Raw genomic sequence first — 24,917 nt, 5'->3', positions numbered from 1 at the left:
CGGCTCCACCGCGTGAGCGCGTGCCGGGGGAGCGGCGAGGAGGGGGTCCTGCCGGTGCCGGAGCGGGTGCCGGTTACGTGTTGTTGGCGAGGGCCAGGAGCCGGTCGCGGGATCCGTTGAACTGGTTGCGGTCCACGGTGCCGGCGACGCCGCCGACCGAGCCGGTGCTGGTGTACTGCCACACCGTCCAGGTCGGGAAACCGCTCGGGATGGTCGGGGAGGACGCCGAGGTCCAGTGCGCCACCCACAGCGGGCTCTTGCTGTACATGCCGGTCCAGTTGCCGGTGCAGGTGTTCCACCAGCCGGACGTCGTGTAGATCACCGCGTCCCGGCCGGTGCGGGACTTGTAGGTGGTGTAGAAGTCGTTGATCCAGGTGCGCATCTGCGTGGTGGACAGGCCGTAGCACATGGCCCCGTACGGGTTGTGCTCGATGTCCAGGACGCCCGGCAGGGTCAGGTTGTCGCGTGACCAGCCGCCGCCGCTGGAGGCGAAGTAGTTCGCCTGGGTCGCGCCGTTGGAGACGTTCGGGAGCGCGAAGTGGTACGCGCCGCGGATCACGCCGGCGCCGTGTGCGGCCGGGTAGTTGGTGTTGAACCGCGCGTCCTTGTAGCTGGTGCCCTCGGTCGCCTTGATCCAGGCGAACTGGATGCCGGAGCCCCGCACCGAGGTCCAGTTGATGGCGCCCTGCCAGTGCGAGACGTCGATGCCCTGGACGCCGTCGGTCGGGGCCATGACGCCCATCGACGGCGGTTCCGCCGGGGCGTCGCCGTGGACCTGGGCGCCCACGCCCATGTACGCCTGGCCCGGCTCGACCTTGACGCGGTCCTTGCCGGGCTGGGGCGCGGCGGCGGCGCCGGCCGCGGTGGTCGCCGTCAGTGCGAGAGTCGAGACGAGGACGCCGAGCGCCGTGGCCGCCCGTCTGCGGGTGCCGGTCGAACGGCTGGGGAACGAGAACATGACTGCCTCCGGTACGCATGTGGGGATGAGAGCAGGAGGTGACCTCGGCCGGTGCCACCTGGGCAGAGCCGTGCTGTTCCGTACTTTGACGTGCGCGCGTCATCAGTTAGGCATGGGGGTCTACGCGTGTAAAGCCCTCGCGGCCTCCTCTGGAGGTCTGGTCCTCTGGAGGTTCGGACGGCCTGGGGAATCGCCGTCCTGATGACGGAAACTTTCACGCCGTGAAAACGCGGTGAGGGCGAAAGCGGCCCGAGCGCGGCGGCCGGATGCTCGGGGCGAGCGGGATCCCGCCCCGTGTGTCTGCGCCGTCCTACAGCCCGAACATGCCCGGGTCCTCGGCCAGTTTCCGGAAGACGTCCTGCGGGCTCGGCACCAGTGTGCGTTCCTTGAGGTCCAGGACGCCGCCGACCGCCGTGATCTCGGCGGCGACCGTGCCGTCCGCCTTGGTGATGATCTGCTCGATGCGGAACGTCTTGCCGGTGCCCCAGGTGAAGGCGCAGCTCACGTCGACCTCGTCACCCGCGAGCAGCTCCCGCCGGTAGCGGATGGTGGTCTCCAGGGCGACCGGTCCCACCCCCTGCCCGAGGAGACCGGACTGCGTGATCCCGGCCTCCTGGAGCAGCGACCAGCGCGCGTGCTCCGCGTAGTTGAGGTACACGGCCTGGTTGAGGTGGCCCTGCACATCGGTCTCGTATCCGCGCACGGTCACCCGGACGGAAAACGGCTCGCTCACTGCTTCCCCTTCAGCCTGCTCGGTTCGTTGCCCTGACCACCGATCCTGGCACGCCCCTCACACCCGGCGCGGGGAGGCCAGCAGATACCGTGCCCGCGTCCTCGGCTCCGTGTACTCCCCGACCTGCCAGCCGGCCCGCTCGAGCGTGCCGGCGCAGGCCCGCAGCGCCGCACCGTCCGGTTCGTGCACGGCGACCGCCTCCGGCTGCGGGGTCTCCCGCACCCGGTAGCCGCCCTCGGCGTCCCCGACGGCCGGATCGTGTCCGGCGGCCTCCAGGGCGAGCGCGGCGGCCTGCACCAGATGCGCGCGCTCCCAGCCGCACGGCCGGTCGACGGCACCGTCGGGGTTGGTCATCCTGCGCAGCTCCAGCAGGCCCTGCCAGGCACCGCGCACCTCCCGGAGGCGGGCCGACCCGGTCCCGGGAACCGTGGCCTCACCACCGGTCCGCGCGGCGAACACCCCGGTGGCGGCGGGCTCGGGTGCGGGTGCGGGTGCGGGCTCCGCTTCCGTGTCCCGTGCCCGATGCCCCGCGGGGGTCAGGAAGTGGTGGTGCGGTGACCGCGGATGCCGGAAGGCGAGCCCGCGCCTCACCAGCGCGGCAAGCTGCGCCTCCGTCCCCTTCAGGCGCCCGGTCACGGGATCGGCGTCCTCGACGACCCGCCGCAGCCCCGCACTCAACGCTCTCGCCACCCCAGCCCCCCGATCCCCGTCCGGCCGACCGGCCCTTCTCGATCTCTCGAAGACTACGACCGGGCACTGACACCCCCGGCGTCCGGAGCGTCGGCGCGATGCGTGCCGCTCCACGAGCAGGCCGTAGAATTCCGCTGTGGAGAACTCAGATCGTACGTCGCAGCCCGGAGCGGAACCACGGAGCGCGGGCGGCAAACCCGCGCAGGGCCTGGAATCCGTGGAGAACGCCCTCTCCCTGCTGCTCCTGCTCCGCGCCCAGGGGCGCGTGCGGCTGAGCGAGGCCGCCGACGAGCTGGGCGTGGCCCGCTCCACGGCCCACCGTCTGCTCTCCACCCTGCGCGGACGCGGCTTCGCGGTGCAGGGTGCCGACAAGGTGTACCGGCCCGGCCCCACCCTCTACCGCCTGGGGATGTCCCAGCGCTCCGAGTACGACCTGGTGGAGACCGCCAGGCCGCACCTGCTGTGGCTCAACAGCCGGCTCGGCGAGACGGTGCACCTGGCGGTCCGGGCCGGGGCCGAGGCGCGCATCCTGCACAGCATCGAGGGAACGCACGCACTGCGCGTCGGCAGCCGCGCGGGCGTGAGTCTGCCCGCGCACCTCTCCGCCGGCGGCAAGGCGCTCCTCGCCGACCTGGGCGTCTCCGAGCTCGCCGACATCTACGGCACCCGCCACGCGGCGCAGGCGGACACCGACCCCGAGACACTGCACCGCACCCTCGCGACCGTCCGCAGGCGGGGCTACGCCGTCAATATCGGGGGTACCGAGCGCGGCATCTCCGCGGTGGGCGCCGCCGTGCGGGAGCCGGGCGGCCGCGCCGTGGCGGCGATGATCGTCTCGGCCCCTTCGCTGCGCTTCACCCGCGCCCGCCTCGGCGATGCGGCCGCTGTGCTCGGGGAGGCGGTGCGCCGCATGGAGGCGGCACTCTGAGCCGGTGGCCGGTGGCCGGTGGCCGGTGCCCGGTGGCCGCACACGGCCGATGCGGGGGAGCGCATGGTACGACGGCAGGCCCGTAGCGCAAAGAAATGCTCCCCCCTGTACCGCAGAGCGGAACTGCTGGACATTTTCATTGCTCTCTGCGCAACAGAGCTGCTTCCATGCTGGTCACCGATGGGTCATCTGCTTGTCGCCGGGAAGACGCCGGGGTCTGCGGAGCCGCCCACCGTGTCGGTGCTCCGCCTCGCGGCCCGCCCGGCTCCCTGCCCCCCCACCTCTCCGCGACAGGACGTGGCCGCATGACCACTGATGTTCAAGCCCCCGCTCCCGCCCGCGCTTCCGCCCGGCCCTCCGCTCCGGACCCGACGGACCGGCGCACCCGCGCCCTGACCCGTGCGGTCGTCGCCCTGTGTGCGGCGGCGATCACGGTCGAGGGGTTCGACCTCATCGTCTACGGCGTGGCGATGCCGTCGATGCTCGCCGACGCGAATCTGGGTCTCAGCAAGTCCCTCGCCGGAACTCTCGGCAGCCTCGTCTATCTGGGCATGCTCATCGGCGCCGTCGTCTGCGGGCCGCTCGCCGACCGTCTCGGCAGGCGTCGGCTCGTGCTGGCGTCGGGAGTGATCTTCACCCTGTTCACCGTCGGCTGTGCCATGGCCGCCACGCCCTGGCAGTTCGGTCTCTTCCGGCTGCTCGCCGGTATCGGCATGGGCGGTGTGATGCCGTCCTGCGTGGCCCTCGCGAAGGAGTACGCGCCGCGCGGCCGCTCCGCGCTGGTGGCGACCATCGTCCTCGCGGGCGTTCCGGTCGGCGGCGTGCTCGCCGCGCTCACCGCCGCCGCGTGGGGCGAGTCCCTCGGCTGGCGCGGTCTGTTCGGTGTCGGTGCGGCGCTGTCGACGCTGGTGTTCGTCGGCGTGTACGCCCTGCTGCCGGACTCGCGGCCCGGAGCGGCCGACGCCCCCGCCCCCCGGGCCACGTCCTCGACGGCGTCCGCCGACGGCCTTGAGCCCGGCGCTCCGACGGCCGAGGCGAAGCCCCTCTCCCCGGCCCGCTCCGTGCTGTCGGACGGCCGCGCCCGCACCACCGTGCTGTTCGTCGTCGCCAACTTCGCGGTGCTCCTGGCCTGGTACGGCCTGAACACCTGGCTGACCCAGCTGATGCGCGAGATGGACTACCCGCTCGGCTCGGCGCTGCAGTTCACGCTCGTGCTCAATCTGGGTGCCGTGATCGGCTCGTTCGCCATCGCCGCCGTCGCCGACCGGATCGGCCCGCGCTTCGTCACCATCGGCAGCGCGGCGCTCTCCTCGGTCGCCGTCGTCGGCCTGTCGCTGGGCGGCAACACCGCCGTCGTCCTCTGCCTGACCGCGCTCGCCGGTGTCGGTGCCCATTCGTCCCTGACCGTGCTCAACGACTGGGTGGCGTCCAGCTACCCGGCCTCGATCCGGGCCACGGCACTCGGCTACGTCTCGGGCTTCGGGCGCGCCGGCGCGATCGTGGCCCCCCTGCTCGGCGGCTGGATCCTGACGGCCTCTCTCGGCCCGACCACGGTCTTCTACGTCTTCGCCGCAGCCGCCGCCCTGAGCGCCGCGGCCCTCCTCGCCATCCCCCACCGCCGGGCCTGACGCCCCCGCCGCCGAGCGCGACGCCCCGTCTCCAGCAGGAGGCGGGGCGTCCTCGTCAGGGGGGAGGGGTCTCACCGCCACCGACCCGGCCGGACCGTACGGGAAGGCCGCCGATGCGACCGATCGCCGCCCCCAGGTCCTCCGCGTGGGGGCGTGAGGATGCGGAGGTGGTCGGGTCATCGGCGTCCGGAGGCGTACGGCAGGAAGGCGGCCCACTGCTGGGGGGGGGCGAAGGTCTGGCGGTGACGAGTCGGTCCACCTCGTCCTCGGAGAAGGCCGGCCGCCGGGACCCGAACACTGCCCGCAGGTACTCCTCGGTCTGCAACAGCCCATTCACCACGGAGTTGTCGTAGGCGCAGATCTCCACGGCCTCCGCCTCCAGCTCGGCCAAGTCCCGTACTTTCTTCGGGAACCGGGCCTTCTCCACATCATTCTTCAGCCCCGAGATCAGGTCGCCCGCGTCCAGCACCCGGTCCGCCGCATCGAGGAAGGACTCCGTCGGCGCCCGTCGTCCGCGCTCGACGGACGACACCTGCTCCTCGCTGTACCTGATGGCCGTCCCGAGACCGGCCTGGGTCATGCCCTCCCGCTCCCGGCACATCTTGATGACCCGCCCGACGGTCCGCAGAACGGCCGCCGACTCCTCGTCCGCGCCGTACGGTTCCACGCTCATGCCCCACACCTCCATGGGTCGCCCGTGCTCAACTCGCCGCCGGTGCGGGGCGTCACGCCTCAGGGCCCGGACAGAGCCGGACAGTGGGCGGACGGTGGCGTCGTGCACCCGACGGTGTGGTGTGAGGTCGCCTCACACCTCTTTCCGAGGGCGCCACTCTGGCTCCGACTCCGCGCGCACCGACTAGGTGCGCACCGCCTCTGTTCTCGTCATTTGTGCCCCTTGCTCCACTCGCGCCGCAGCAGCCCGTACACCAGTTCGTCGACGCGCCGCCCGTCGCGGTGGATGCTCTCGCGCATCACGCCCTCCCGAACGAAACCGGCACCTTCGAGCAGGCGCACGGAACGCGGGTTGTCGGCGAAGACCTCCGCGGTGATCCGCTCGAGTCCGAGCACATCGAAGGCATGACCGACCGCCTGTACCACCGCCTGATATCCGTAGCCGAGCCCCCACAGTTCCTTCTCGCCGATGACGATGCCCAGTCGGCACCGCTGATGCGCCTGCTCGATGAGCGCCAGGTGGAGGAATCCGATGGGCTCCGCGCGGCCGGCGAGGCCGATCGCGAGATGGACGATGTCCTCACTCGGCCGCATCCACCGCTCCAGCGTCGCGGCGACCTGTTCGCGGCTGTAAGTGCGTATCTCGTGGTCGCTCAGACGCTGGATCTCGAGGTCGTTCTTCCAGCGCAGCAGCGGTTCGAGACTTGCCGGGGTGTGGGGTCTCAACTCGACGACGGCGTCGCTCACCGGGGACGTCGGGCTGTCGTTCATCGGGTCTTTCGCTCCTTGACGAGTTCATGGGCACAGTGCATCGCGCTCTCGGCGGTCGTACGGTGTGCGGGGGCGGGCAGGACCTCCGGCACATCAGCGCTGACGACGGCGCAGTTGCCCGCGAGCCAGGTCAGCACGTCCCCGGCCTGCTGGGAGAGGCCCCGAAGGGCTCCCGGCTGCCGGTGTCGGGCACGTGCACCGGGTCGAGTACGTCGATGTCCAGGCTGACGTGCACCTTTCTGCCCCGCAGCGCCGACAGGCCGGCCGGATCGACCCACCCACGCGTAGGAGGTGGAGCGGGCGGTCTTCATCCCCCTGCACAGCAGCGTGACCGGGTGGTTCACCTTCTCCGCCTGGATGAACCGGCATGTCTTGCTCACCGGTCGCTCTCCTTCGCGAAGAAGGCCGTCGCTTTTTTCAGGATCTCGATCGTCTTCGCCTGCTCGGCGGTCAGCTTACGCAGCCGCTTCAGCTCATCGTCCCGGTCGCCGGCGCTCTGCCCGGTCCGCCCTGCGACGGGCCGGATCCGGCGCCCTGAGCGGCATGGTCCTTCTTCACCCAGCCCGGCAGGGACTCCGAGCCGACCCCGAGCTCCCGGGCGACCTCGGTCACCGTCCGGCCCGACGACCGCACGAGTTCGATGGCATCCCGCTGGGTACTCGTCCGAGTACCGCTTCGTGCATGTGCTTCCCACCCGGCACTGCTTCCTCTGGGCTCTCACGTCCCGGTCTCCAACTGTCCGACATCAAGGGGAAGCTTCAACGGCGAGGCTGACCCATGAACTCGGGTTGCTGGTAGGGAGTCCACCAGCTGAGCAGGCCCCAGACGCCGAGCGCGAGCGCACCTGCCGCGATCACGGCCGCGAGCCAGGGGCGGCGCAGTGCGCGCAGGGTGAGCAGCCAGGCGGTGAGCGGGACGAGCGCGCCGCCGACGGCGATGAGCGGGAGGTCGACGTAGAGGACGCTCAGGTCCCGGTGCATGCCTGCGAACCCGCCGTCGACGCTGACCCGCGCCTTCGGGGCCCAGGCGAGTACGGCCGTGATGGCGCCCGCGGCCGCCAGGAGCATGCCGGCGCAGCCCGTTCTGTGTTCCCTCATACCTTGATCGGACGTGATCTTCCCGCCGGCGGTTCCTCCGGTCCCTACTGCCGGTATCCGCTCAGGAACCGGCCGATGCGGCCGATCGCCGCCTCCAGGTCCTCCGCGTGGGGGAGGGTGAGGATGCGGAAGTGGTCGGGGGAGGGCCAGTTGAAGCCGGTGCCCTGGACGACCTGGATCTTCTCCCGGAGCAGCAGGTCCAGGACGAACCTCTCGTCGTCGTGGATCTTGTGGACCTTGGGGTCCAGGCGGGGGAACGCGTACAGGGCGCCCTTCGGTTTCACGCAGCTCACGCCGGGGATCTCGTTCAACTTCTCCCAGGCCACGTCCCGCTGTTCGTGCAGCCGCCCGCCGGGCGCGGTCAGTTCGCGGATGGACTGGCGGCCGCCGAGCGCGGCCTGGATGGCGTACTGGGCGGGCGCGTTGGCGCACAGGCGCATGGAGGCCAGCATGGTCAAGCCCTCGAGGTAGTCCTTCGCGTGCTGCTTGGGTCCGGTCACCACCAGCCAGCCGGAGCGGAAGCCCGCCACGCGGTAGGTCTTCGACAGTCCGCAGAAGGTGAGCACCACCAGGTCGGGGGCGAGCGCGGCGGCCGAGTGGTGCACGGCGTCGTCGTAGAGGATCTGGTCGTAGATCTCGTCGGCGAGGACCATCAGGCCGTGCCGGCGGGCCAGGTCGAGGATGCCCTCGACGACCTCCTTCGGGTAGACCGCGCCGGTGGGGTTGTTGGGGTTGATGATGACCACGGCCTTCGTACGGTCCGTGATCTTCGAGGCCATATCATCCAGGTCCGGGTACCAGTCGGCCTGCTCGTCGCACAGGTAGTGCACGGCCTTGCCGCCCGAGAGGGTGGTCACCGCCGTCCAGAGGGGGAAGTCGGGCGCGGGGATCAGGACTTCGTCGCCGTCCTCCAGGAGCGCCTGGACGGCCATCGAGATCAGCTCGGAGACGCCGTTGCCGAGGAAGACGTCGTCGACGTCGACCTCCAGGCCCAGGGTCTGGTAGCGCTGGGCCACCGCGCGGCGGGCGGAGAGGACGCCCCGCGAGTCGGTGTAGCCGTGCGCCTGCGGCAGCATCCTGATCATGTCCTGGACGATCTCCTCCGGCGCCTCGAAGCCGAACAGGGCCGGGTTGCCGGTGTTCAGGCGCAGCACGCTGTGCCCCGCCTCCTCCAGCGCGTTCGCGTGCTCGATGACCGGGCCGCGGATTTCGTAACAGACCTCGCTGAGCTTGCTCGACTGCCGGAACTCCATGCGCCGCTTCCCCTCAAGTGTCCGGTGCTGATTGCTTGGTTTTACCAAGTGAGAGCTTGGAAAGTCCAACAACTTGTCTACACTGCGTCGCATGTCACCTCGCCGAAGCTACGACCAGTACTGTTCCGCCGCCCGTGCGCTCGACGCCGTCGGTGACCGCTGGACCCTGCTGATCGTCCGGGAACTGCTCGCCGGCCCGAGGCGCTACACCGACCTGCACGCGGACCTGCCCGGCGTCAGCACGGACGTGCTGGCCTCGCGGCTGAAGGACATGGAGCGCGACGGGCTGACCAGCCGCCGGCGGCTGCCCCCGCCCGGCGCGGCCTTCGTGTACGAACTCACCGATCGGGGGCGTGAGTTGACGCCGGTGCTCCAGGCGCTCGGCGCATGGGGGCAGGGCGCGCTGGGGGAGCGGCGGCCCACCGACGCGGTCCGGGCGCACTGGTTCGCGCTGCCGCTGCTGCGGGTCCTGGAGAGCGAGGGTCCGGGCCTGGGCCTGGGCCCGGGCGAGGGGACGGGCGGGGGACTGGTCGAAGTCCGGCTGGACGAGGGGCGGTTCCACCTGCACGTCGGAGCCGGGGGCGGGGCCGTCTACGGCGACGGGCCCGCCCCCGGGGAGCCCGACGCCACACTGGCCCTCGACGCCGACACCTGTACGGCGATCAGCCGCGGCGAGGCGGCCGTGGCCGACGCGGTGCGGGACGGGCGGATCGAGGTGGGCGGCGACGGCCCGCTCGCCAAGGCGCTCCGCGAGGCGTGACGGAAGGGCGACGGCACCGGCAACGCAAGGAGGCCCGCACGAGGCGGGCCTCCCGGGCAGGCGTCACGCGCTGCCGATGGTCACCCGGTCTTTTGCGAGGAGGCCCCGGCGTTCACGTCGGGGTGGGGGCACCTCCCGCTTGCGGGGGAGAATCGCGTCCCGTGTCCGGCGACGCGGAGCGTCGCCGGACACGCCCCGGTTGGGAGCGGAGTGCTCTGGAGGCCGCCCGGCGGAGCCGAGAGAGGCGCGAACGTGCGTGCCCCTGTTCGCTGGTAGGGGTGGTAGGGGTGGAAGAGGTGTGCGGGTGTGCGGGACCCGTACGTACGGTCAGTTGGCCGGGTACCGGCTGTCCGGAACAGAGGTGAGGGGGGGGAGTGATGGGGGAGACCGCTGGGCGTGCCCGGTATACGTATCGGTTGCGGGTGTCGGCCACTGCCCAGGAGGGGCTGGAGGCGGAGTGGGGACGGTGCCGGTGGCTGTGGAACGAATGCGTCGCCAAGTCGCGTCAGGTGCACGCGCACCATCAGGCGCACCCCGGAGACAGGCTGACCTGCGGTCCGGCGCGGCTCGATCGGATGCTCACCGATGTCCGCGCCAAGGCGCTGTGGCTCCGTGAGGGTGCGAGTGTTCCCCAGCAGCAGACGATCCGTGACTTCGCCGCCTCCCGTAGCAAAGCGTTGAAGGACATCAAGAACCGGCTGCCGCAGAAGCGGCGGGCCGGGATGCCCCGGCACAAGAAGCGGCGCGGGAGTGATCCGTCGCTGAACTACACGCGGCGCGGTTTCCGGCTCAAGAACGGGCGACTGCACCTGGCGGGCGGGATCGTCCTGACCGTGGTCTGGTCGCGTCCTCTGCCGGCCGAACCGTCGAGCGTGCGGGTCTACCGCGACCATGCCGGGCACTGGTATGCCTCGTTCGTCGCCCCCGCCCGGGTCGAGGCGCTGCCGCAGACCGGCGCGGTGATCGGTGTCGACTGGGGAGTGAGGGAGACCGCCACCACCACCTCCGACGCCCACGACTTCCCTCACCCCCGCCACGGCCGGAAGGCGCAGCAGAAGCTGTCCCGCTACGACCGGATGATGGCCCGCCGCAAACCGGCGAAGGGGCAGCCTGCGTCGAAGGGGTACCGGGAGGCGAAGAAGTGGCGGGCGAAGACCTACGCCAAGATCGCCCGACAGCGGCAGGACACCGCCCGCAAGTGGGCCAAGAAGGTCGTGCGTGACCACGATGTGATCGTGGTGGAGGACTTCCGGCCGAAGTTCCTCACCAGGACCACGATGGCGCGCAAGGCGGCCGATGCCGCAATCGGTGCCACCAAACAGGCCCTGATCGACATGGGCCGCAAACACGCCCGGGATGTACGGCTCGTACATCCTGCGCACACCACCATGGACTGCGCCAGGTGCGGAGCGAGAGCCAAGCACGCCCTGCCGCTGTCGGAACGCACCTACACCTGCACCGCGTGCGGAACTGTGTCTCCCAGGGACAAGAACTCCGCCCGCGTGATGCTCCTCCGGGCAGGTCTGGACCCGGCTGGTGTCGAGGGCACAAGACCTCCCGGAGCGCCGCTCCGGGAGGCCGTCTGAGCCAGGAATCCCCTCCCCCTTCAGGGAGGGGAGCAGTCAAGCGCCCGGCGGTACCCGGGACGGCCGTCCCGACCCACGGGTCAGCCGATAGCCGGCGACACCCGCCAGCGAGGCCAGCGCACCGCCCACCGCGGTCCACACCCAGCGGTCGGACCACCAGCCGGAGGTCCAGCCGTCCTCGGGCTCGAGAGCGGCGAGTACGGCCGAGGGCGACTTCTCCTCGTTGCCCTCGCCGTCCGCCTCCGCCCGCAGCGCGATGCCCGGCACCAGCGGCTCGGCGAGTGAACCGTCCACCGCCGCGGCGCCGCCCATGTCCTTGGAATCGGCCCGGACCTCGACGTCCACCGACTGGCCCAGGTCGGACGCCGAGAGGTTCACCGCGGTGAGCCGGACGTAATACGTGCCCGGCAGCGGGTCGTCGGCCCACGGCTCCGACCAGGCGCGGACCGTGCGCAGCACACAGGCGAGCTCCACGGAGGACGCGTCCGCCGGTGCCGTGCGGGTCTGGGCACCGTACTGGCAGGCCTGACGGCGGCGCAGACCGTCGTACACGTCGACCCGCCAGGTCTCGGCGGCGTGCGTCTCGGGCAGCTTCACCGCCGCCCGCACGGTGGGGCGTTGCCCCGCGTCCGCCGGGAACGACCAGTACAGGTAGTCGCCGACGGAGGCACGTGCCGTGGCGGTCTGCCCCTGCTCGAACTCCGTCGCGGTACGGAACGAGGTGCCCGCACGGGTCGGCCCGGCCGCGTCCTCGGACGCACCGGGGGAGGGGGTGGAGTCGGCCGCCGCGGGGGCCACGGCGGCCGCGGCCAGACCGAACGTGAGCAGGGCGGCGCCCAACAAGCGGGTGATACGCATCAGTGGGTCCTCCAGACCGCGAGCCGCCAGCGGGACAGCCAGCCCCAGACGAGACCGGCGAGGAAGCCGGTGAGGACCAGCGCGCCGAGCAGCCACCAGCCCCGGCCCAGGCCGAAGGAGGCCACGTCGCTCGACTCGCCCGGACCCTCGACGACGTCGATGGTCAGTTCCAGCGGCAGACCGGGCGTGGTCTTCACACCGGAGCCCGGCGAGAACGAGTTGGTCACCGCCAGGCACACCGTCTCGGTGGCCGGCTTGCCGCCGTCGTCACCGTTGTCGTCGTCGGCGTCCGATGCGGGCTTCGGGTAGCGCAGGCCGGTGGACAGGACGTCCGTACGGCCGTTGCCCGTGGCCTCGCCGCGGACGATCTCCCGGTCGTGCACCGTGACGGCCCGCAGCAGCACGCCGTAGTCCGGGTTCACCGCCCGGTCGGCCGCCACACTCACCGACGCGCGCAGTTCCTGGCCGGCCGGTACGTCCACGCGGTACCAGCGCTGCTGCCCGAACTCCTCGCGGTCCGTGTAGAGACCGGACTTCAGCGTCGGCGCCTTGGCGCAGGACGCGGCACCCTCGGTCGCGACCGGCGTCACCACCGGCTCGGCCGCACGGTCCACCAGCTCGTTGACCCGGTCGGCGAGTTCGTCCTGGTGCTGGACCGAGGTGTAGGTGCCGCCGGTCGCCTCGGCGATGCAGCTGAGCTGCCGGCTCAGCTTGGCGTTCGGCACCAGGCCCAGGGTGTCGATGGTCAGGCCGATGCCCTTGGCCGCGATCTCCCGGGCCACCTCGCACGGGTCGAGCGGGGCACAGGTGTCCTCACCGTCGCTGATCAGCACGATGCGCTTGGAGCCGTTGCCGTCCTTGAAGTCGTCCGCCGCCTGCAACAGGGCGGGGCCGATCGGGGTCCAGCCGGTCGGGGTGAGCGTGGCCACCGCCGTCTTGGCCTCCGTACGGTCCAGCGGACCGACCGGGTAGAGCTGTGCGGTGTCCTTGCAGCCCTCCTTGCGGTCGTCGCCGGGGTAGTCGGCGCCGAGGGTCCGGATCCCCAGCTCGACCCCCTCCGGCGTCGCGTCCAGCACCTCGTTGAACGCCTGCTTCGCCGCCGCCATCCGGGACTGGCCGTCGATGTCCTTGGTCCGCATCGAACCGCTCACATCGAGGACGAGGTCGACCTGGGGCGCGTCCTGGCCCGTGGGTTCGCCGGCGGCCGCCGCGGTCGGGAAGGTGAGCCCGGCCGTCAGAGCGGCGAGCAGGACACCGACGCCCGCTGCCGGCCATTTTCTTCTGATCATCGAGGGATCCTATTGATCGGAGGCGGCCCGTCCCGAAGCGGGGCCCGCAAGGCCCCTATACCTGGAGGGGATTGGGAAGTTCGGCCCATTCGTCCCCGGCTGCGCGGGGGGACAGCCGCATCAGCGTCAGGGCCTTGGCGGGCAGCGGTTCGCCGAGCAGGGCGGCAAGGTCCGGGGTGCGCGGCAGATCCCGTACGGCCGTCTCCAGCGCGGCCCGGAGCGCCGGGCCCGAACCCGTCGTACCGGCCAGCGCACCCGCGACCAGCGAACCGAACAGCTTGCGCCGCAGGGCGCGTTCGTCGTCCGTGACCATACGGGCGGGCAACTCGGGCACCGGGACGCCGTGTCGCGCCAGCCGCTCGGGGCTGACCCGCAGATCGGCCAGATCGCGGTAGACCAGCCGCACCGGCTCCCCGTCCGGCTCCAGCACCACCAGGAGGTTCTGACCGTGCGCCTCCAGCGCCACGCCCAGATCGAGCAGCCGCAGCCCGACCGTGAGGGCGAGCCGCGCGAACCGGGCCCTCCAGGCGGGGGAGCGGGACACCCCGGTGGCCGCCAGCGCCGCCACCGGGACCACCCGCTCCCCGGCCGACACGTACTCCTGCGGCGACTCGCGCACCACGGCCGCCAGATCGGGGGAGCCGGCCGCCGCGGCACCCAGGGTGCGGGTGATGTGCAGCAGCCCGCCGGTCCGCGCGGCCACCGACTCCCCGAAGGCGGACAGCACCGCGGACGCGGCGACCGAACCGAGCGAGATGTCCCGCACCGAGGACGTCAGCCGCGTACTCAACGCCGTCTTGACGTGCGGGCCTTCGGGCAGGGCGAGGGTGCGCAGCGCCATCAGCGGATGCGCGGCGACCCGCCGGGCGGGGCCTTCCCGCTCCTCTTTTCCGGGTTTTCCGGGTTCTCCGGGCTCTCCCCGCTTGAGCACATGCGCCGCTTGCCAGGGATGCACGGGGATCACCACCCGCCCCCCGTCCCGCAGCCACTCCGGCCAGACCCCCGTCACCAGACAGCCGTCGGCCGGTACCGGTACCAGCCCCAACTCCACGACCGGCCGGTGCTCGGGCCCGTACGCCAACTGCTCGGCGACCGAGAAACCGGGCCGGGAACGGCAGTTGGGATGGAACGGATGCCCGTCGACCACCCGCTGCTCCCACTCCCAGTCCCACCGGGGCCACCCGTCCGGGCCACCCGCCGGCTCGCCCGCCCGGGACAGCGCCAACGAGGCGGCACTGTGAGCGAGTTCGACGGCGAAGGCCGCCGAGCGCGGTACGGCGAGCCGCGTCATCAACAGCGCCGGATCCTCGTACGCCACCTCGTCCAGGTGGACGACGGTGACGTACGCGGCGGTCGCATACGGATCCGGTCGCGGGCCGTGCAGCCGCCGTCCGTCCGCCAGCCGCAGGGTGAGCCCGTCCCGGTGCGGCTCCCGGCCGGTGATCCACGGCAGCGGATCGTGCGCGAGGCCGCGCCACAGCCGGGTCAGCACGGCAGCGCGGGCCCCTGGCAGCGCGGCCGCGTACCGGGGCAGCAGAGCAGGCCGTACGGCGGCCAGCCCGTCGGCGATCTCGGCCTCGGCGGTGGGGGGACGGTGCACGGGCGGGCTCCTCGGGTACGCACAGCGTTGCGGGACGAACAGGCGGTCCGCGACGGACATACTGATCGTCCCCGTCCGGACAGACCGTTGGGAAACAGTGGAACGCGTGGACCTCATGCCCCCGCCCGCAGACGACGACGCGGCGACCGGCGCCCACCACGCCGCCGGGCTCGCCGCCCGCGCCGACGCGTACGCGGCCGTACCGCTGCTGAACTGCCTGCTGCGCGAGGTGGCACACCCCGTGCCGGACGCGGACGCAGACCCGGACGTCCGGACGTACCGCCTGCCCGGCGTCGACCGCCTGCTGCGGGTCCGCGGCACCCGCCGCCCCGCCGCACCCGAGGTCCGCGTGGACGACGCCTGGCACCGCGTGGACCACACCGACCTGGTGAAACTCGTCGCGGAGGAGCTGCGCCGGCACACCGGCCTGCCCAACCACGAGCTGCCCGCCGAGATGACCGACAGCAGGGACGCGGTGGCCGCGCTGCTCGCGGCACGGACCCGGACGGCTCCGCCCGTCGACCCCTACCTCCGCTCCGAACAGTCCCTGCTCACCGGCCACACCCACCACCCCGCCCCCAAGGCGCGCGGCGGCGGCCCCACGGCGAACTGGCTGCCGTACGCGCCGGAGGCGTACGCCCGCTTCCCGCTGACGCTGCTCGGACTGCGCGAGGACACGGTCGTCGAGGAGGGCGACACCTCGGCCCTCGACCGGCTCGGCACCGCCCCGCCCGGTTACCGCCTGCTGCCCGCCCACCCCTGGCAGCTGGAGCTGACGGCCCGGGCCCTCGCCCCTGCCTTCGCCGACGGCCGTCTGCTCCGACTGGGCACGACCCCGTTCCCGACCTGGCCCACGGCCGCGATCCGCACCGTGTACGCACCCGCACGCGACCTGTTCCTGAAGTTCAGCCTCGACGTCCGCATCACCAACGACATCCGCCGCCTGTGGCGCCACGACCTGCTGAAGCTCCGCAGGACCGACACGGCGGTACGCGAGGCGTTCGCCGCCTTCGACAGCCCGGCGGCCTGGCTCAGCGACCGCGGTCACCGCACCGCGGACTTCGCCTTCGAGGAACTGGCCGTGGTCGTCCGCGACGGCCTGCGCGACCACCTGCTCCCCGGCGCGACCCCCCACCTCGCGGCCGCCCTGGCCGAGGAGTACGACGGCAACCCGCTCACCGCCACCGCGACCCCCGCCACCTGGTGGGAGGCCTACCTGGCCCAGGCCGTCCCCCCGGCCCTGACCGCCTTCGCCCGGCACGGAGTCGTCCTGGAGGCACACCTGCAGAACACCCTGATCGCCGTCGACACCGACGGCACGCCCGTACAGGCCCTGTACCGGGACGCCGAGGGTGTGAAACTCCTGCCGGAGGTGCCCAGGGCGGCGGGCTGGGAACGCCTGGTGTACTGCCTGATCGTCAACCACCTGACCGAGATCGCCGCAGCCCTCACCGAGCACCATCCCGGCCTCGACCCCTGGCCCGCCGTACGCCGCGAACTGGCCCGCCACCCCCTCCCCGAGACCCCCGCCCTCCTCACCGCCCCCACCCTCCCCGCCAAAACCAACCTCCTCCTCCGCTGGACCGACGCCGACGGCGCCGCCGCCCGCTACCGCCCGATCCCCAACCCACTGGCGGACGTGCAGCCATGACCGCCCCCCGCCCCGCAGCACGGTCGTGCCCCTTTACGTGGTGCAGGTGATCAGCAGCCTTTTCGAAGGGAGAAGGAGTGTGTTCTGCGGGTGGTCTGAGGGCGTCTGTCGAGCGAGCACGGCGGAAGCGTGGATGACGGTTACGGGTGTGGTGGGCGGCGCCATAGTGATCGGCCGCATGGGGGGTGTGAGCGAGGGGGCTCCCGTGCTGGGGGCCTGGGGGTGAGCCACACATGGACCGGGCGGTAGGTGGTGGTGGCGGCCATGTCGGTGGGCTTCGGTGCGTCCTTAGGGTCGTCACGTCGATGGATGCCGGGGCACACGAAGGCCACACCCTGTGCGTGTTCCGGCTGTTCGGGGCGGTACGCGCCCCTTGATGGAGAGGGGCCGTATGGGGCTGGACAAAACGGTCGGCAGCGTGGACGAGGCAGTGGCGGACATCCCCGAGGGGGCGTCGCTGGCCGTCGGCGGGTTCGGCCTGTGTGGCATACCGAGCGCGCTGATCGCCGCACTGCTGCAGCGGGAGGCCGGCGGGTTCAAGGTGGTCTCCAACAACTGCGGGGTGGACGACTGGGGGCTGGGGCTCCTGCTGCGGGCCGGCCGGATCGCGCGTATGACCAGTTCGTACGTGGGCGAGAACAAGGAGTTCGCCCGCCAGTACCTCAGCGGGGAACTGGAGGTGGAGCTGGTGCCGCAGGGCACGCTGGCCGAACGCCTGCGGGCCGGCGGGGCGGGCATCCCGGGGTTCTACACACCGGCCGGGGTCGGGACGCAGATCGGGCAGGGCGGACTGCCCTGGCGGTACGGCGCGGACGGGCAGGTCGCGGTGGCGTCGCCGCCGAAGGAGACCCGGGTCTTCGACGGGCGGGAGTACCTGCTGGAGGAGGGCATCAGAACCGATTACGCCCTGGTGCGGGCGGCCGTCGGGGACCGGCACGGCAACCTGGTGTTCCGCTCCTCGGCCCGCAACTTCAACCCGTTGGCCGCGATGGCCGGGCGCGTCACCGTCGCCGAGGTCGAGCAGCTGGTGGAGCCGGGCGAACTGGACCCGGACGAGGTGCACCTGCCGGGGGTGTTCGTGCAGCGGGTGGTCCGGGTCCTCCCCGACGACCCGACCGCCACCCGGCGGATCGAACGACGGTGTGTGCGGACCGAACAGGAAGGCGGTGCCTGACATGGCGCTCACGCGCGAGCAGATGGCGGCCCGGGCGGCCCGCGAACTGGTGGACGGAACGTACGTCAACCTCGGCATCGGCCTGCCGACACTGATCCCGAACCACCTTCCGCCGGGAGTCGAGGTGGTGCTGCAGTCCGAGAACGGCATTCTCGGCGTCGGCCCCTACCCGCTCGAGGAGGAACTCGACGCGGACCTGATCAACGCGGGCAAGGAGACGGTGACCACCCTGCCCGGGGCGTCGTTCTTCGACTCCGCGCTGTCCTTCGGCATGATCCGCGGAGAGCACATCGACGCCGCGGTGCTGGGCGCCATGCAGGTGTCGTCCTCGGGAGACCTGGCGAACTGGATGATCCCGGGGAAGATGATCAAGGGCATGGGCGGTGCCATGGACCTGGTGCACGGGGCGCGCCGGGTCATCGTGCTGATGGAGCACACCGCCAAGGACGGCAGCCCCAAGCTCGTCGAGCGGTGCGAGCTGCCGCTGACCGGCACCGGGGTCGTCCAGCGCGTCATCACCGATCTCGCCGTCGTCGACATCACGCCGGAGGGCTTCTCGCTGGCCGAACTCGCTCCCGGTGTCGGCGTCGACGAGGTACGCGCCGCGACCGGGGCCGACCTGCGCGTTCCCGAGCGGCTGGAGACGGTCGCCGGTGTCTGAGTAGCAGATGCCTCCCGGCGGCACAACCGGTTCGGGTCCACATCGTGGCAGGCAGGCTGTGGTGCTCCCTGCCATATCGTTGCACGTTCAACGGACCCTACGGTGCCGGACACCGGGCCGCTCCGGCCGACCCACGCCCATGGAGCGACCCGGTGTCCCCACTGCACCGAGGAGCCGCCATGCAACCGTCGCCTTTCCGGGGCGCCGTCGCCCCGCTGTCCCGCGCTTCGTCCGCGCCGCCCGCCGATCCGCTGCCGCGCCCGGCGGGGCGCGGGTGGCGCGGACCGCTGTCCCGTCTCGTGGCCGTCGTGGTCCTCGCCCTCGTGGCCGCCCTGGTCGGTCCGGCGCCGACCGCTCAGGCCGCGGTCGGCCTGACCCGGGTCACCGACTTCGGCGCCAACCCGGGCCAGCTGAACATGTACGTCTACCGGCCCGCGTCCCTGCCCGCCGAGCCGGCGGTGGTGTTCGCGCTGCACGGCTGCAGCCAGAACGCCCAGATGTACGCCGACAACTCCGGTCTGCCCGAACTCGCCGACCGGCACGGGTTCCTGGTGGTGTTCGCCGAGACCACGTTCTCGAACCACATGAACAAGTGCTTCAACTGGTACCAGAGCACCGACATCCGCAGGGGCCAGGGCGAAGCCGCGTCGATCCGGCAGATGGCCGCGTACGCGGTCTCCGCCTACGGCGCGGACGCCGGGCGGACCTACGTCACCGGCCTGTCCGCCGGTGGTGCCATGACGTCGGTGATGCTCGCCATGTACCCGGACGTCTTCCAGGCCGGCGCGGTCGTGGCGGGTCTGCCCTACGGTTGCGCCGGCGACGTCATGGCCGCCCTGAAGTGCATGGACCCCGGAGTCGACCTGACGCCGGACCAATGGGCGAAGCGGGTCCGCGACGCCAACCCCTCGTGGTCCGGACCCTGGCCCCGGGTGGCCGTCTGGCACGGTGACAACGACCCCACGGTCCTCCCGCGCAACGCCGACGAGCTGCGTGACCAGTGGACCGCACTGCACGGCCTGTCCCAGAAGCCGACCCGCACGTCCGTGATCGGCCCGAACTCCACCCGGCACGAGGAGTACGCCGCCGCGGACGGCTCGGTGGCCGTCGAGGTGAACCGGGTCCCGGACATCGGGCACGCCACGCCGGTCGATCCCGGCAGCGGGCCCCAGCAGTGCGGCAGCACCGGCACCGTCAACTTCCAGGCCTCCATCTGCTCCAGCCACTGGATCGCCCAGTTCTTCGGCCTGACGGAACCCTTCGAGGACGACAGGCTGCCGGCCCCGACCGGCCTGGCCGCGACCGACACCACCGACACCACCGTCCGCCTGAGCTGGAACGCCGTCGACGGCGCCGGCGACTACGTCGTCTACCGCGACGGTGCCCCGGACCCGCTCGCCACGGCAGGCGCCACGTCCTACACCGACACCGGCCTGACCGCGGGCTCCTCCCACACCTACGCGGTCGCCGCCCGCGATGCGGACGGCAGGCCGGGACGGTCCTCCGGCGCGGTCACCGTGCGGACCACCGGCGGTGAGACCGCCTGCTGGACCGCCACCAACTACGCCCACGTCCAGGCGGGACGCGCCACCACCAGCGGCGGCTACACCTACGCCAAGGGCTCCGGACAGAACATGGGTCTGTACAACGTGTTCGTCACCCGCACCCTGAGGGAGTCGCCCGTCGGCCACTTCACCGTCGCGGACGGAACCTGCAACTGACGCAGGGCGCAGGGCCGGTCATGACCGTGGACGCCTCCCCGCACCCCCCGCGGTCCCGTGCCCGTCATGGTGGCGGCCCGGAAGCCGCCGCCGTGTCGGCCCCGGCGCGGTCGGTCGGCCACCGACCGCGCCGTCGGCCCCTCCTGCCCTGCCGGCGATGGCCGCCGCGGGGCCCGGTCCACGGAGCACGTCATGCCACGCCTAGCCTTGTGGATGGGGTCGCTACAGAAGCAGCCCTTACTGTGTGGGTCGCATACATAGGTGTGTCTGGGCGGCGTCCGTACTGTTTCCGGCCATGACAAGCGAATTCCCTCCTCCCACCGCCCACTCGGCGCCGTCCGGCGCCGGCGTGGACCTGACGTCCCGGACCGCTCTGGTCACCGGTGGCGGCAGCGGCATCGGCAAGGCGTGCGCCACGGCGCTGGCCGCCGCGGGTGCCACCGTGCACGTGGTCGACCGGGACGCCGATTCGGCCAAGGAGGTCGCCGCCGGGATCGGGGGCGAGGCGCACGTGGTCGACCTGGCCGACCCGGCCGCGATCGGGACGCTGCCGACCGAGGTCGACATCCTGGTCAACAACGCCGGCCTGCAGCACGTGGCGCCCCTGACCGAGTTCCCGCCGGAACGGTTCGCCCTCATCCAGCAGGTGATGGTCACCGCCCCGTTCCTGCTGATGCGCCGTAGCCTGCCGCACATGTACGCGCAGGGCTGGGGCCGGCTGATCAACATCTCCAGCGTCCACGGACTGCGGGCCAGCGCCTACAAGTCCGCCTACGTGACCGCCAAACACGCGCTGGAGGGCCTGAGCAAGGTGGCCGCGCTCGAGGGTGCCGCCCACGGTGTGACCAGCAACTGCATCAACCCCGGCTACGTCCGCACCCCTCTGGTCGAGAACCAGATCCGCGACCAGGCCGCCGCGCACGGGATCAGCCCCGACGACGTCCTGACCGATGTGCTGCTGACCCGCTCACCCATCAAACGCCTGCTGGAGGCGGAGGAGGTCGCCGCGGCCGCGCTGTGGCTGTGCGCCGACCACAGCAGTTACATCACCGGTACCTCACTGCCCCTCGACGGCGGCTGGGGAGCCAGCTGACCCGCCGCACCGGGCGCCGCCCCTGCGCCGCCCCGCCCCAAGACCGCCCCCCACGCCCGTCCCCGCACCCACGCCTCACCCGAGAATCGGTGAACCCATGTCCGAGACCACAACCGCCAAGCCGGGCGAGCCCCGCTCCGGCGGCATCGCCCGCATCGTCGGAGCGAGTCTGATCGGCACCACCGTCGAGTGGTACGACTTCTTCCTCTACGGCTCCGCCGCCGCGCTGGTGTTCAACACCCTCTTCTTCCCCAGCAGCGACCCGCTGGTGGGCACGCTGCTCGCCTTCATGACCTACGCGATCGGCTTCCTGGCCCGGCCGATCGGCGGCATGGTCTTCGGGCACTACGGCGACAAGATCGGCCGTAAGAAGCTGCTCGTGCTCAGCCTGCTGATGATGGGCGGCGCCACCTTCGCCATGGGTCTGCTGCCCACCTACGGCAGCATCGGCGTCGGCGCCCCGATCCTGCTCACCGTCCTGCGCCTGATCCAGGGCTTCGCCCTGGGCGGCGAATGGGGCGGCGCCGTGCTGATCGTCTCCGAGCACGGGGGCGACAAGCACCGCGGCTTCTGGGCCTCCTGGCCGCAGTGCGGCGTCCCCGCCGGCAACCTGCTGGCCACCGCCGTTCTCGCGGTGCTGGCCTCCGTCCAGTCCGAAGCGGCGTTCCTTTCCTGGGGCTGGCGCATTCCCTTCCTGCTCTCCGGCGTCCTGGTCCTGATCGGACTGTGGATCCGCGTCTCGGTGTCCGAGTCCCCGGTCTTCCTCGCCGCCCAGGCCAAGGCCGAAGCGGCCGCCGCCCAGGGGGCCAAGGAGGAGCCGCCCGTCGTCGAGGTCTTCCGCCGCAACTGGCGCGAGGTGCTCGGGGCCATCGGCGTCCGGTTCGGCGAGAACATCTCCTACTACATCGTGACCTCCTTCCTGCTGGTCTACGTCACCACCCACCTGGAACTGCCGAAGAGCACCGCGCTGAACGCCGTCCTGATCGCCTCGGCGGTCCACTTCGTCACCATCCCGCTGTGGGGAGCGCTCTCCGACCGCATCGGCCGCAGGCCCGTGACGCTGATCGGCGCGGTCGGCATGGCCGGCTGGGCGTTCGCCTTCTTCTCCCTGGTCGACACGGAGTCCTTCACCGTGATCACCCTCTCGGTCACCGTGGGCATGCTGCTCCACGGCGCCATGTACGGACCGCAGGCCGCCTTCATCTCCGAGATGTTCGACACCAAGGTCCGCTACTCCGGGGCCTCCGTGGGCTCGCAGCTCGCCTCGATCCTCGCCGGCGCCCTCGCCCCGATCATCGCCGTCGAGCTCCTCAGGCGCTTCGGTTCCTCGACGCCCATCGCCCTCTACCTCGCGGCCGCCTCGGTGGTCACCGCCGTCACGGTCCTCGTCATCAAGGAGACCCGCGGACGTGACCTGACCGTCTCGATCGCGGACGAGCCGTCGGACCGGCAGCGGCAGGGGGCATCGGTCGCCGGCACCGACCGGGGCTAGAGGCCCAGAGGCCCGAAGGCCCGGAAGCCCAAGGGCCCAGAGGCCACCGTGTCGCGGTCCGCCCCGTGCGAGAGTGAACGGGCGGACCGCGGCATGCCCGTCCGCAGACACCGCGCCCGCCGCGCGGGCCCGCCACAGCCCATCCACACACCAGCCGCACACGCTGGAGGGAGGACCGCCCCATGCCCCCCGTGAGCCCCGCGACCGTCGGCGGCGACCCCTCCCACACGGCGACGGCGGCACTCCGGCAGCTGCTCGACCTGCTCGCCGCCGACGCACCCGCCGAACGCCTGGCCCAGCCCGCGGCCCGGGCCCGCGCGGCCGGAGCCGACCCGAGCGAGCAGGCCGTCCTCGACGAGGCCACCCGGACCGCGCTGGACATCCACCGGACCCTGACCCAGCGCCGGCGCCGGGAGGCCGAGCTCGCCGCCCTCTTCGACACCGCGAGCGACCTGGCCGCACTGCGCGACCCGGACGCCGTACTGCGGGCCATCGTGCACCGGGCCAGAACCCTGCTGGGCACCGACACCGCGTACATGACGCTGAACGACCCCACGGCCGGCGACACGTTCATGCGGGTGACCGCCGGCTCGGTCTCCGCCAAGTTCCAGCAACTGCGCCTCGCCCTCGGGGAAGGACTCGGTGGTCTGGTCGCACAGACCGCCCGCCCCTACGCGAGCCCCGACTACCGCACCGACCGCCGTTTCAAGCACACCGGAACCATCGACGAGGGCGTCGACGAGGAGGGCCTGCGCGGCATCCTCGGCGTCCCCCTGCGCGTCGGCCGGCGGGTGATCGGCGTCCTGTTCGCCGGAGACCGCGCCCCGCGCGAGTTCACCCCCGAGGCCATCGCCCTGCTCTCCTCCCTGGCCGACCACGCCGCCGTGGCCATCGACGGCGCCCGCCTGCTGGAGGAGACCCGCTCCGCGCTGGTCGAGCTGAACGCCGCCAACGAAACGGCCCGGGCCCACAGCGAAGACCTGCACCGCGCGGCCGACGCCCACGACCGGCTCACCGACCTGGTCCTCAGAGGCGGCGACGTCGACGACGTCACCCGCGAGATCGCCGCCCTCCTCGGCGGCGGCCTGGCCGTGCACGACGCGGACGGCACCGAACTCGCCCGCCTGGGCACCGGCCCGGTCCGCCCGCCCGAACAGGGCATCGAAGCCTCCCGCCGAGGCGGCCGGGCCGTCCCCGTCGGCGGCAACTGGGTGTGCGCCGTCCTGGCCGGCCCGGAACTCCTCGGCAGCCTGGTGCTCACCGGCCGGGCCGACCTCACCGACGCCGACCGGCGCCTGTTCGAACGGGCCGGCATGGTCACCGCCCTCCTGCTGCTCCTGCGCCGGTCCGTGGCCGAGGCCGAGGACCGGGTGCGCGGCGAACTCCTCGACGACCTGCTCACCGCCCAACCCCCCGGGAGCCACCGCAACACCGGCAGCCTGACGCTGCGCGCCAGGAAGCTGGACATCAACCTCGCCCAGCCGCACGCGGTACTCGTCCTCAACTGCGACCCGGACCTGCGCTCACGCCTGCTGACCGAGGCGGCACGCCGTGCCCGCACGCTCGGCGGCCTGGCCGGCACCCGCAACGGGCACACCGTCCTGCTCGCCCCCACCCCGACCCCGGGTCCCCTCGCCCAGGAACTCGCCCAAGGCCTCTCCCGGGGCCTGGGCACCCCCGTCACCGTCGGGGCAGCCGGCCCCGGCACGGCCCCCGAACACCTCCCCGGCACCTACGACGAGGCACGCCGCTGCCTGGAAGCCCTCGAAGCACTCGGCCGCACCGGCACCGGCGCCGGTCTGGCCGACCTCGGCTTCCTCGGGGTGCTCCTCGGCGACCGGGCGGACATCCACGGATACGTGGACCGCGTCCTGGGCCCCGTCCTCGCCTACGACGCCCAGCGCGGCACCGAACTCGCCCGCACCCTCGGCGCCTACTACGACCACGGCGCCAGCCTCGCCAAGGCCAAGGACGCCCTGCACGTCCACGTCAACACCGTGGTCCAGCGCCTCGACCGGGTCGCCCAACTCCTCGGCCCCGACTGGAACACACCCGGCAGGGCCCTGGAGATCCAGGTCGCCCTGAGCCTGCACCACCTCGCCCGGAACCGGAATCCCGGCCACTGAGCCGGATCCGGCGATCGGCGCCATGGGTCCGATCTCCAGATCGAAAGCGGGAGTCGAGAGATCCAAGGGCCGCCTTGTGCCATGCCTCGATCATGGCTGACCGAGAAGCCCGGGACAGCGGGCCGCAGGCCGATCGAGCCCACTCGGCGCGTGTGCGGGACCACCTGCCCGGCGGC

Annotated in this window: 23 protein-coding genes and 1 pseudogene; 11 read left to right on the top strand and 13 right to left on the bottom strand. The window is 72.1% G+C overall.

Annotated features, from left to right (window positions below; translation table 11 throughout):
- Window positions 1–73: 73 nt before the first annotated feature.
- The 3 genes from PYS65_RS06965 to PYS65_RS06955 all read right to left on the bottom strand — a co-directional run bounded on the left by PYS65_RS06965 (window position 74) and on the right by PYS65_RS06955 (window position 2,381).
- Window positions 74–958, bottom strand: a complete 885-nt coding sequence (locus PYS65_RS06965) for a lysozyme (RefSeq protein ID WP_279332913.1) — start codon at window positions 956–958, stop codon at window positions 74–76.
- A gap of 310 nt (window positions 959–1,268) precedes the next feature.
- Window positions 1,269–1,691, bottom strand: coding sequence for an acyl-CoA thioesterase (locus PYS65_RS06960; protein ID WP_279332912.1), 423 nt, complete (start codon window positions 1,689–1,691; stop codon window positions 1,269–1,271).
- A 57-nt stretch (window positions 1,692–1,748) separates the two neighbouring features.
- A complete protein-coding gene (locus PYS65_RS06955) occupies window positions 1,749–2,381 on the bottom strand; it encodes a hypothetical protein (protein ID WP_279332911.1) in 633 nt (210 codons plus the stop codon).
- Window positions 2,382–2,517: 136 nt separating this feature from the next.
- Between PYS65_RS06955 and PYS65_RS06950 the strand changes: the two genes are divergently transcribed.
- The gene (locus tag PYS65_RS06950) at window positions 2,518–3,309 is read left to right on the top strand and encodes an IclR family transcriptional regulator (protein WP_279332910.1); all 792 of its coding nucleotides are present in this window, start codon (window positions 2,518–2,520) and stop codon (window positions 3,307–3,309) included.
- 305 nt (window positions 3,310–3,614) lie between these two features.
- Window positions 3,615–4,937, top strand: coding sequence for an MFS transporter (locus tag PYS65_RS06945; protein ID WP_279332909.1), 1,323 nt, complete (start codon window positions 3,615–3,617; stop codon window positions 4,935–4,937).
- A 235-nt stretch (window positions 4,938–5,172) separates the two neighbouring features.
- On the opposite strand, the pseudogene PYS65_RS06940 reads toward PYS65_RS06945, so the two are convergent.
- The 7 genes and pseudogenes from PYS65_RS06940 to PYS65_RS06920 form a co-directional block, all read right to left on the bottom strand.
- Window positions 5,173–5,610: pseudogene (locus tag PYS65_RS06940) on the bottom strand (helix-turn-helix domain-containing protein); the annotation flags it as partial.
- Between the two features lie 209 nt (window positions 5,611–5,819).
- Window positions 5,820–6,380: a GNAT family N-acetyltransferase gene (locus PYS65_RS06935; RefSeq protein WP_279332908.1), complete on the bottom strand. Its 561-nt coding sequence runs from the start codon at window positions 6,378–6,380 to the stop codon at window positions 5,820–5,822.
- A complete protein-coding gene (locus tag PYS65_RS06930; protein WP_279332907.1) occupies window positions 6,377–6,517 on the bottom strand; it encodes a hypothetical protein in 141 nt (46 codons plus the stop codon). The genes PYS65_RS06935 and PYS65_RS06930 overlap by 4 nt, the downstream gene beginning before the upstream one ends.
- Window positions 6,511–6,615, bottom strand: a complete 105-nt coding sequence (locus PYS65_RS35125; RefSeq protein WP_384208550.1) for an arginase family protein — start codon at window positions 6,613–6,615, stop codon at window positions 6,511–6,513. The genes PYS65_RS06930 and PYS65_RS35125 overlap by 7 nt, the downstream gene beginning before the upstream one ends.
- Before the next feature lie 233 nt (window positions 6,616–6,848).
- Window positions 6,849–7,022: a transposase gene (locus PYS65_RS35120; protein WP_384208566.1), complete on the bottom strand. Its 174-nt coding sequence runs from the start codon at window positions 7,020–7,022 to the stop codon at window positions 6,849–6,851.
- Window positions 7,023–7,138: 116 nt separating this feature from the next.
- On the bottom strand, window positions 7,139–7,477 hold the full coding sequence (locus tag PYS65_RS06925) for a hypothetical protein (protein ID WP_279332906.1): 339 nt from the start codon (window positions 7,475–7,477) through the stop codon (window positions 7,139–7,141).
- A gap of 44 nt (window positions 7,478–7,521) precedes the next feature.
- Window positions 7,522–8,730 (bottom strand): pyridoxal phosphate-dependent aminotransferase, encoded by a 1,209-nt coding sequence (locus PYS65_RS06920; protein ID WP_279332905.1) that lies wholly within the window; start codon window positions 8,728–8,730, stop codon window positions 7,522–7,524.
- Window positions 8,731–8,821: 91 nt separating this feature from the next.
- Between PYS65_RS06920 and PYS65_RS06915 the strand changes: the two genes are divergently transcribed.
- Window positions 8,822–9,490 carry a winged helix-turn-helix transcriptional regulator gene (locus PYS65_RS06915; protein ID WP_279332904.1) on the top strand — a complete coding sequence of 223 codons (669 nt, stop codon included), beginning with the start codon at window positions 8,822–8,824 and terminating at the stop codon, window positions 9,488–9,490.
- Window positions 9,491–9,867: 377 nt separating this feature from the next.
- Entirely contained in the window at window positions 9,868–11,076 is a 1,209-nt protein-coding gene (locus tag PYS65_RS06910) for an RNA-guided endonuclease InsQ/TnpB family protein (protein ID WP_279332903.1), read from the top strand.
- 36 nt (window positions 11,077–11,112) lie between these two features.
- On the opposite strand, the gene PYS65_RS06905 is transcribed toward PYS65_RS06910, so the two are convergent.
- Genes PYS65_RS06905 through PYS65_RS06895 form a run of 3 tightly spaced genes read right to left on the bottom strand, consistent with a single transcriptional unit; the run spans window position 11,113 to window position 14,823 of the window.
- Window positions 11,113–11,934 (bottom strand): hypothetical protein, encoded by an 822-nt coding sequence (locus PYS65_RS06905; RefSeq protein WP_279332902.1) that lies wholly within the window; start codon window positions 11,932–11,934, stop codon window positions 11,113–11,115.
- Window positions 11,934–13,223 carry a VWA domain-containing protein gene (locus PYS65_RS06900; protein WP_279332901.1) on the bottom strand — a complete coding sequence of 430 codons (1,290 nt, stop codon included), beginning with the start codon at window positions 13,221–13,223 and terminating at the stop codon, window positions 11,934–11,936. The genes PYS65_RS06905 and PYS65_RS06900 overlap by 1 nt, the downstream gene beginning before the upstream one ends.
- A gap of 55 nt (window positions 13,224–13,278) precedes the next feature.
- Window positions 13,279–14,823: an IucA/IucC family protein gene (locus PYS65_RS06895; protein ID WP_279332900.1), complete on the bottom strand. Its 1,545-nt coding sequence runs from the start codon at window positions 14,821–14,823 to the stop codon at window positions 13,279–13,281.
- Window positions 14,824–14,920: 97 nt separating this feature from the next.
- Here PYS65_RS06895 and PYS65_RS06890 point away from each other — a divergent pair, with 97 nt between their 5' ends.
- The 7 genes from PYS65_RS06890 to PYS65_RS06860 all read left to right on the top strand — a co-directional run bounded on the left by PYS65_RS06890 (window position 14,921) and on the right by PYS65_RS06860 (window position 24,741).
- Window positions 14,921–16,474, top strand: a complete 1,554-nt coding sequence (locus tag PYS65_RS06890; RefSeq protein WP_423836072.1) for an IucA/IucC family protein — start codon at window positions 14,921–14,923, stop codon at window positions 16,472–16,474.
- Window positions 16,475–16,865: 391 nt separating this feature from the next.
- Window positions 16,866–17,648 carry a CoA transferase subunit A gene (locus PYS65_RS06885; RefSeq protein ID WP_279332899.1) on the top strand — a complete coding sequence of 261 codons (783 nt, stop codon included), beginning with the start codon at window positions 16,866–16,868 and terminating at the stop codon, window positions 17,646–17,648.
- A 1-nt stretch (window position 17,649) separates the two neighbouring features.
- Window positions 17,650–18,309 (top strand): CoA transferase subunit B, encoded by a 660-nt coding sequence (locus PYS65_RS06880; protein ID WP_279332898.1) that lies wholly within the window; start codon window positions 17,650–17,652, stop codon window positions 18,307–18,309.
- Window positions 18,310–18,488: 179 nt separating this feature from the next.
- Window positions 18,489–20,030 (top strand): extracellular catalytic domain type 1 short-chain-length polyhydroxyalkanoate depolymerase, encoded by a 1,542-nt coding sequence (locus PYS65_RS06875; protein WP_279332897.1) that lies wholly within the window; start codon window positions 18,489–18,491, stop codon window positions 20,028–20,030.
- 295 nt (window positions 20,031–20,325) lie between these two features.
- Window positions 20,326–21,123 carry a 3-hydroxybutyrate dehydrogenase gene (locus PYS65_RS06870; RefSeq protein ID WP_279332896.1) on the top strand — a complete coding sequence of 266 codons (798 nt, stop codon included), beginning with the start codon at window positions 20,326–20,328 and terminating at the stop codon, window positions 21,121–21,123.
- A 97-nt stretch (window positions 21,124–21,220) separates the two neighbouring features.
- Window positions 21,221–22,615, top strand: coding sequence for an MFS transporter (locus tag PYS65_RS06865; protein ID WP_279332895.1), 1,395 nt, complete (start codon window positions 21,221–21,223; stop codon window positions 22,613–22,615).
- A gap of 182 nt (window positions 22,616–22,797) precedes the next feature.
- Complete coding sequence (locus PYS65_RS06860) at window positions 22,798–24,741, top strand: GAF domain-containing protein (protein ID WP_279332894.1); 1,944 nt, start codon at window positions 22,798–22,800, stop codon at window positions 24,739–24,741.
- Window positions 24,742–24,917 lie beyond the last annotated feature (176 nt).

It is taken from the genome of Streptomyces cathayae (genome assembly GCF_029760955.1).
In the GTDB taxonomy this organism is placed as follows: domain Bacteria; phylum Actinomycetota; class Actinomycetes; order Streptomycetales; family Streptomycetaceae; genus Streptomyces; species Streptomyces cathayae.
This window is presented reverse-complemented; position numbering and strand designations above follow the sequence as displayed.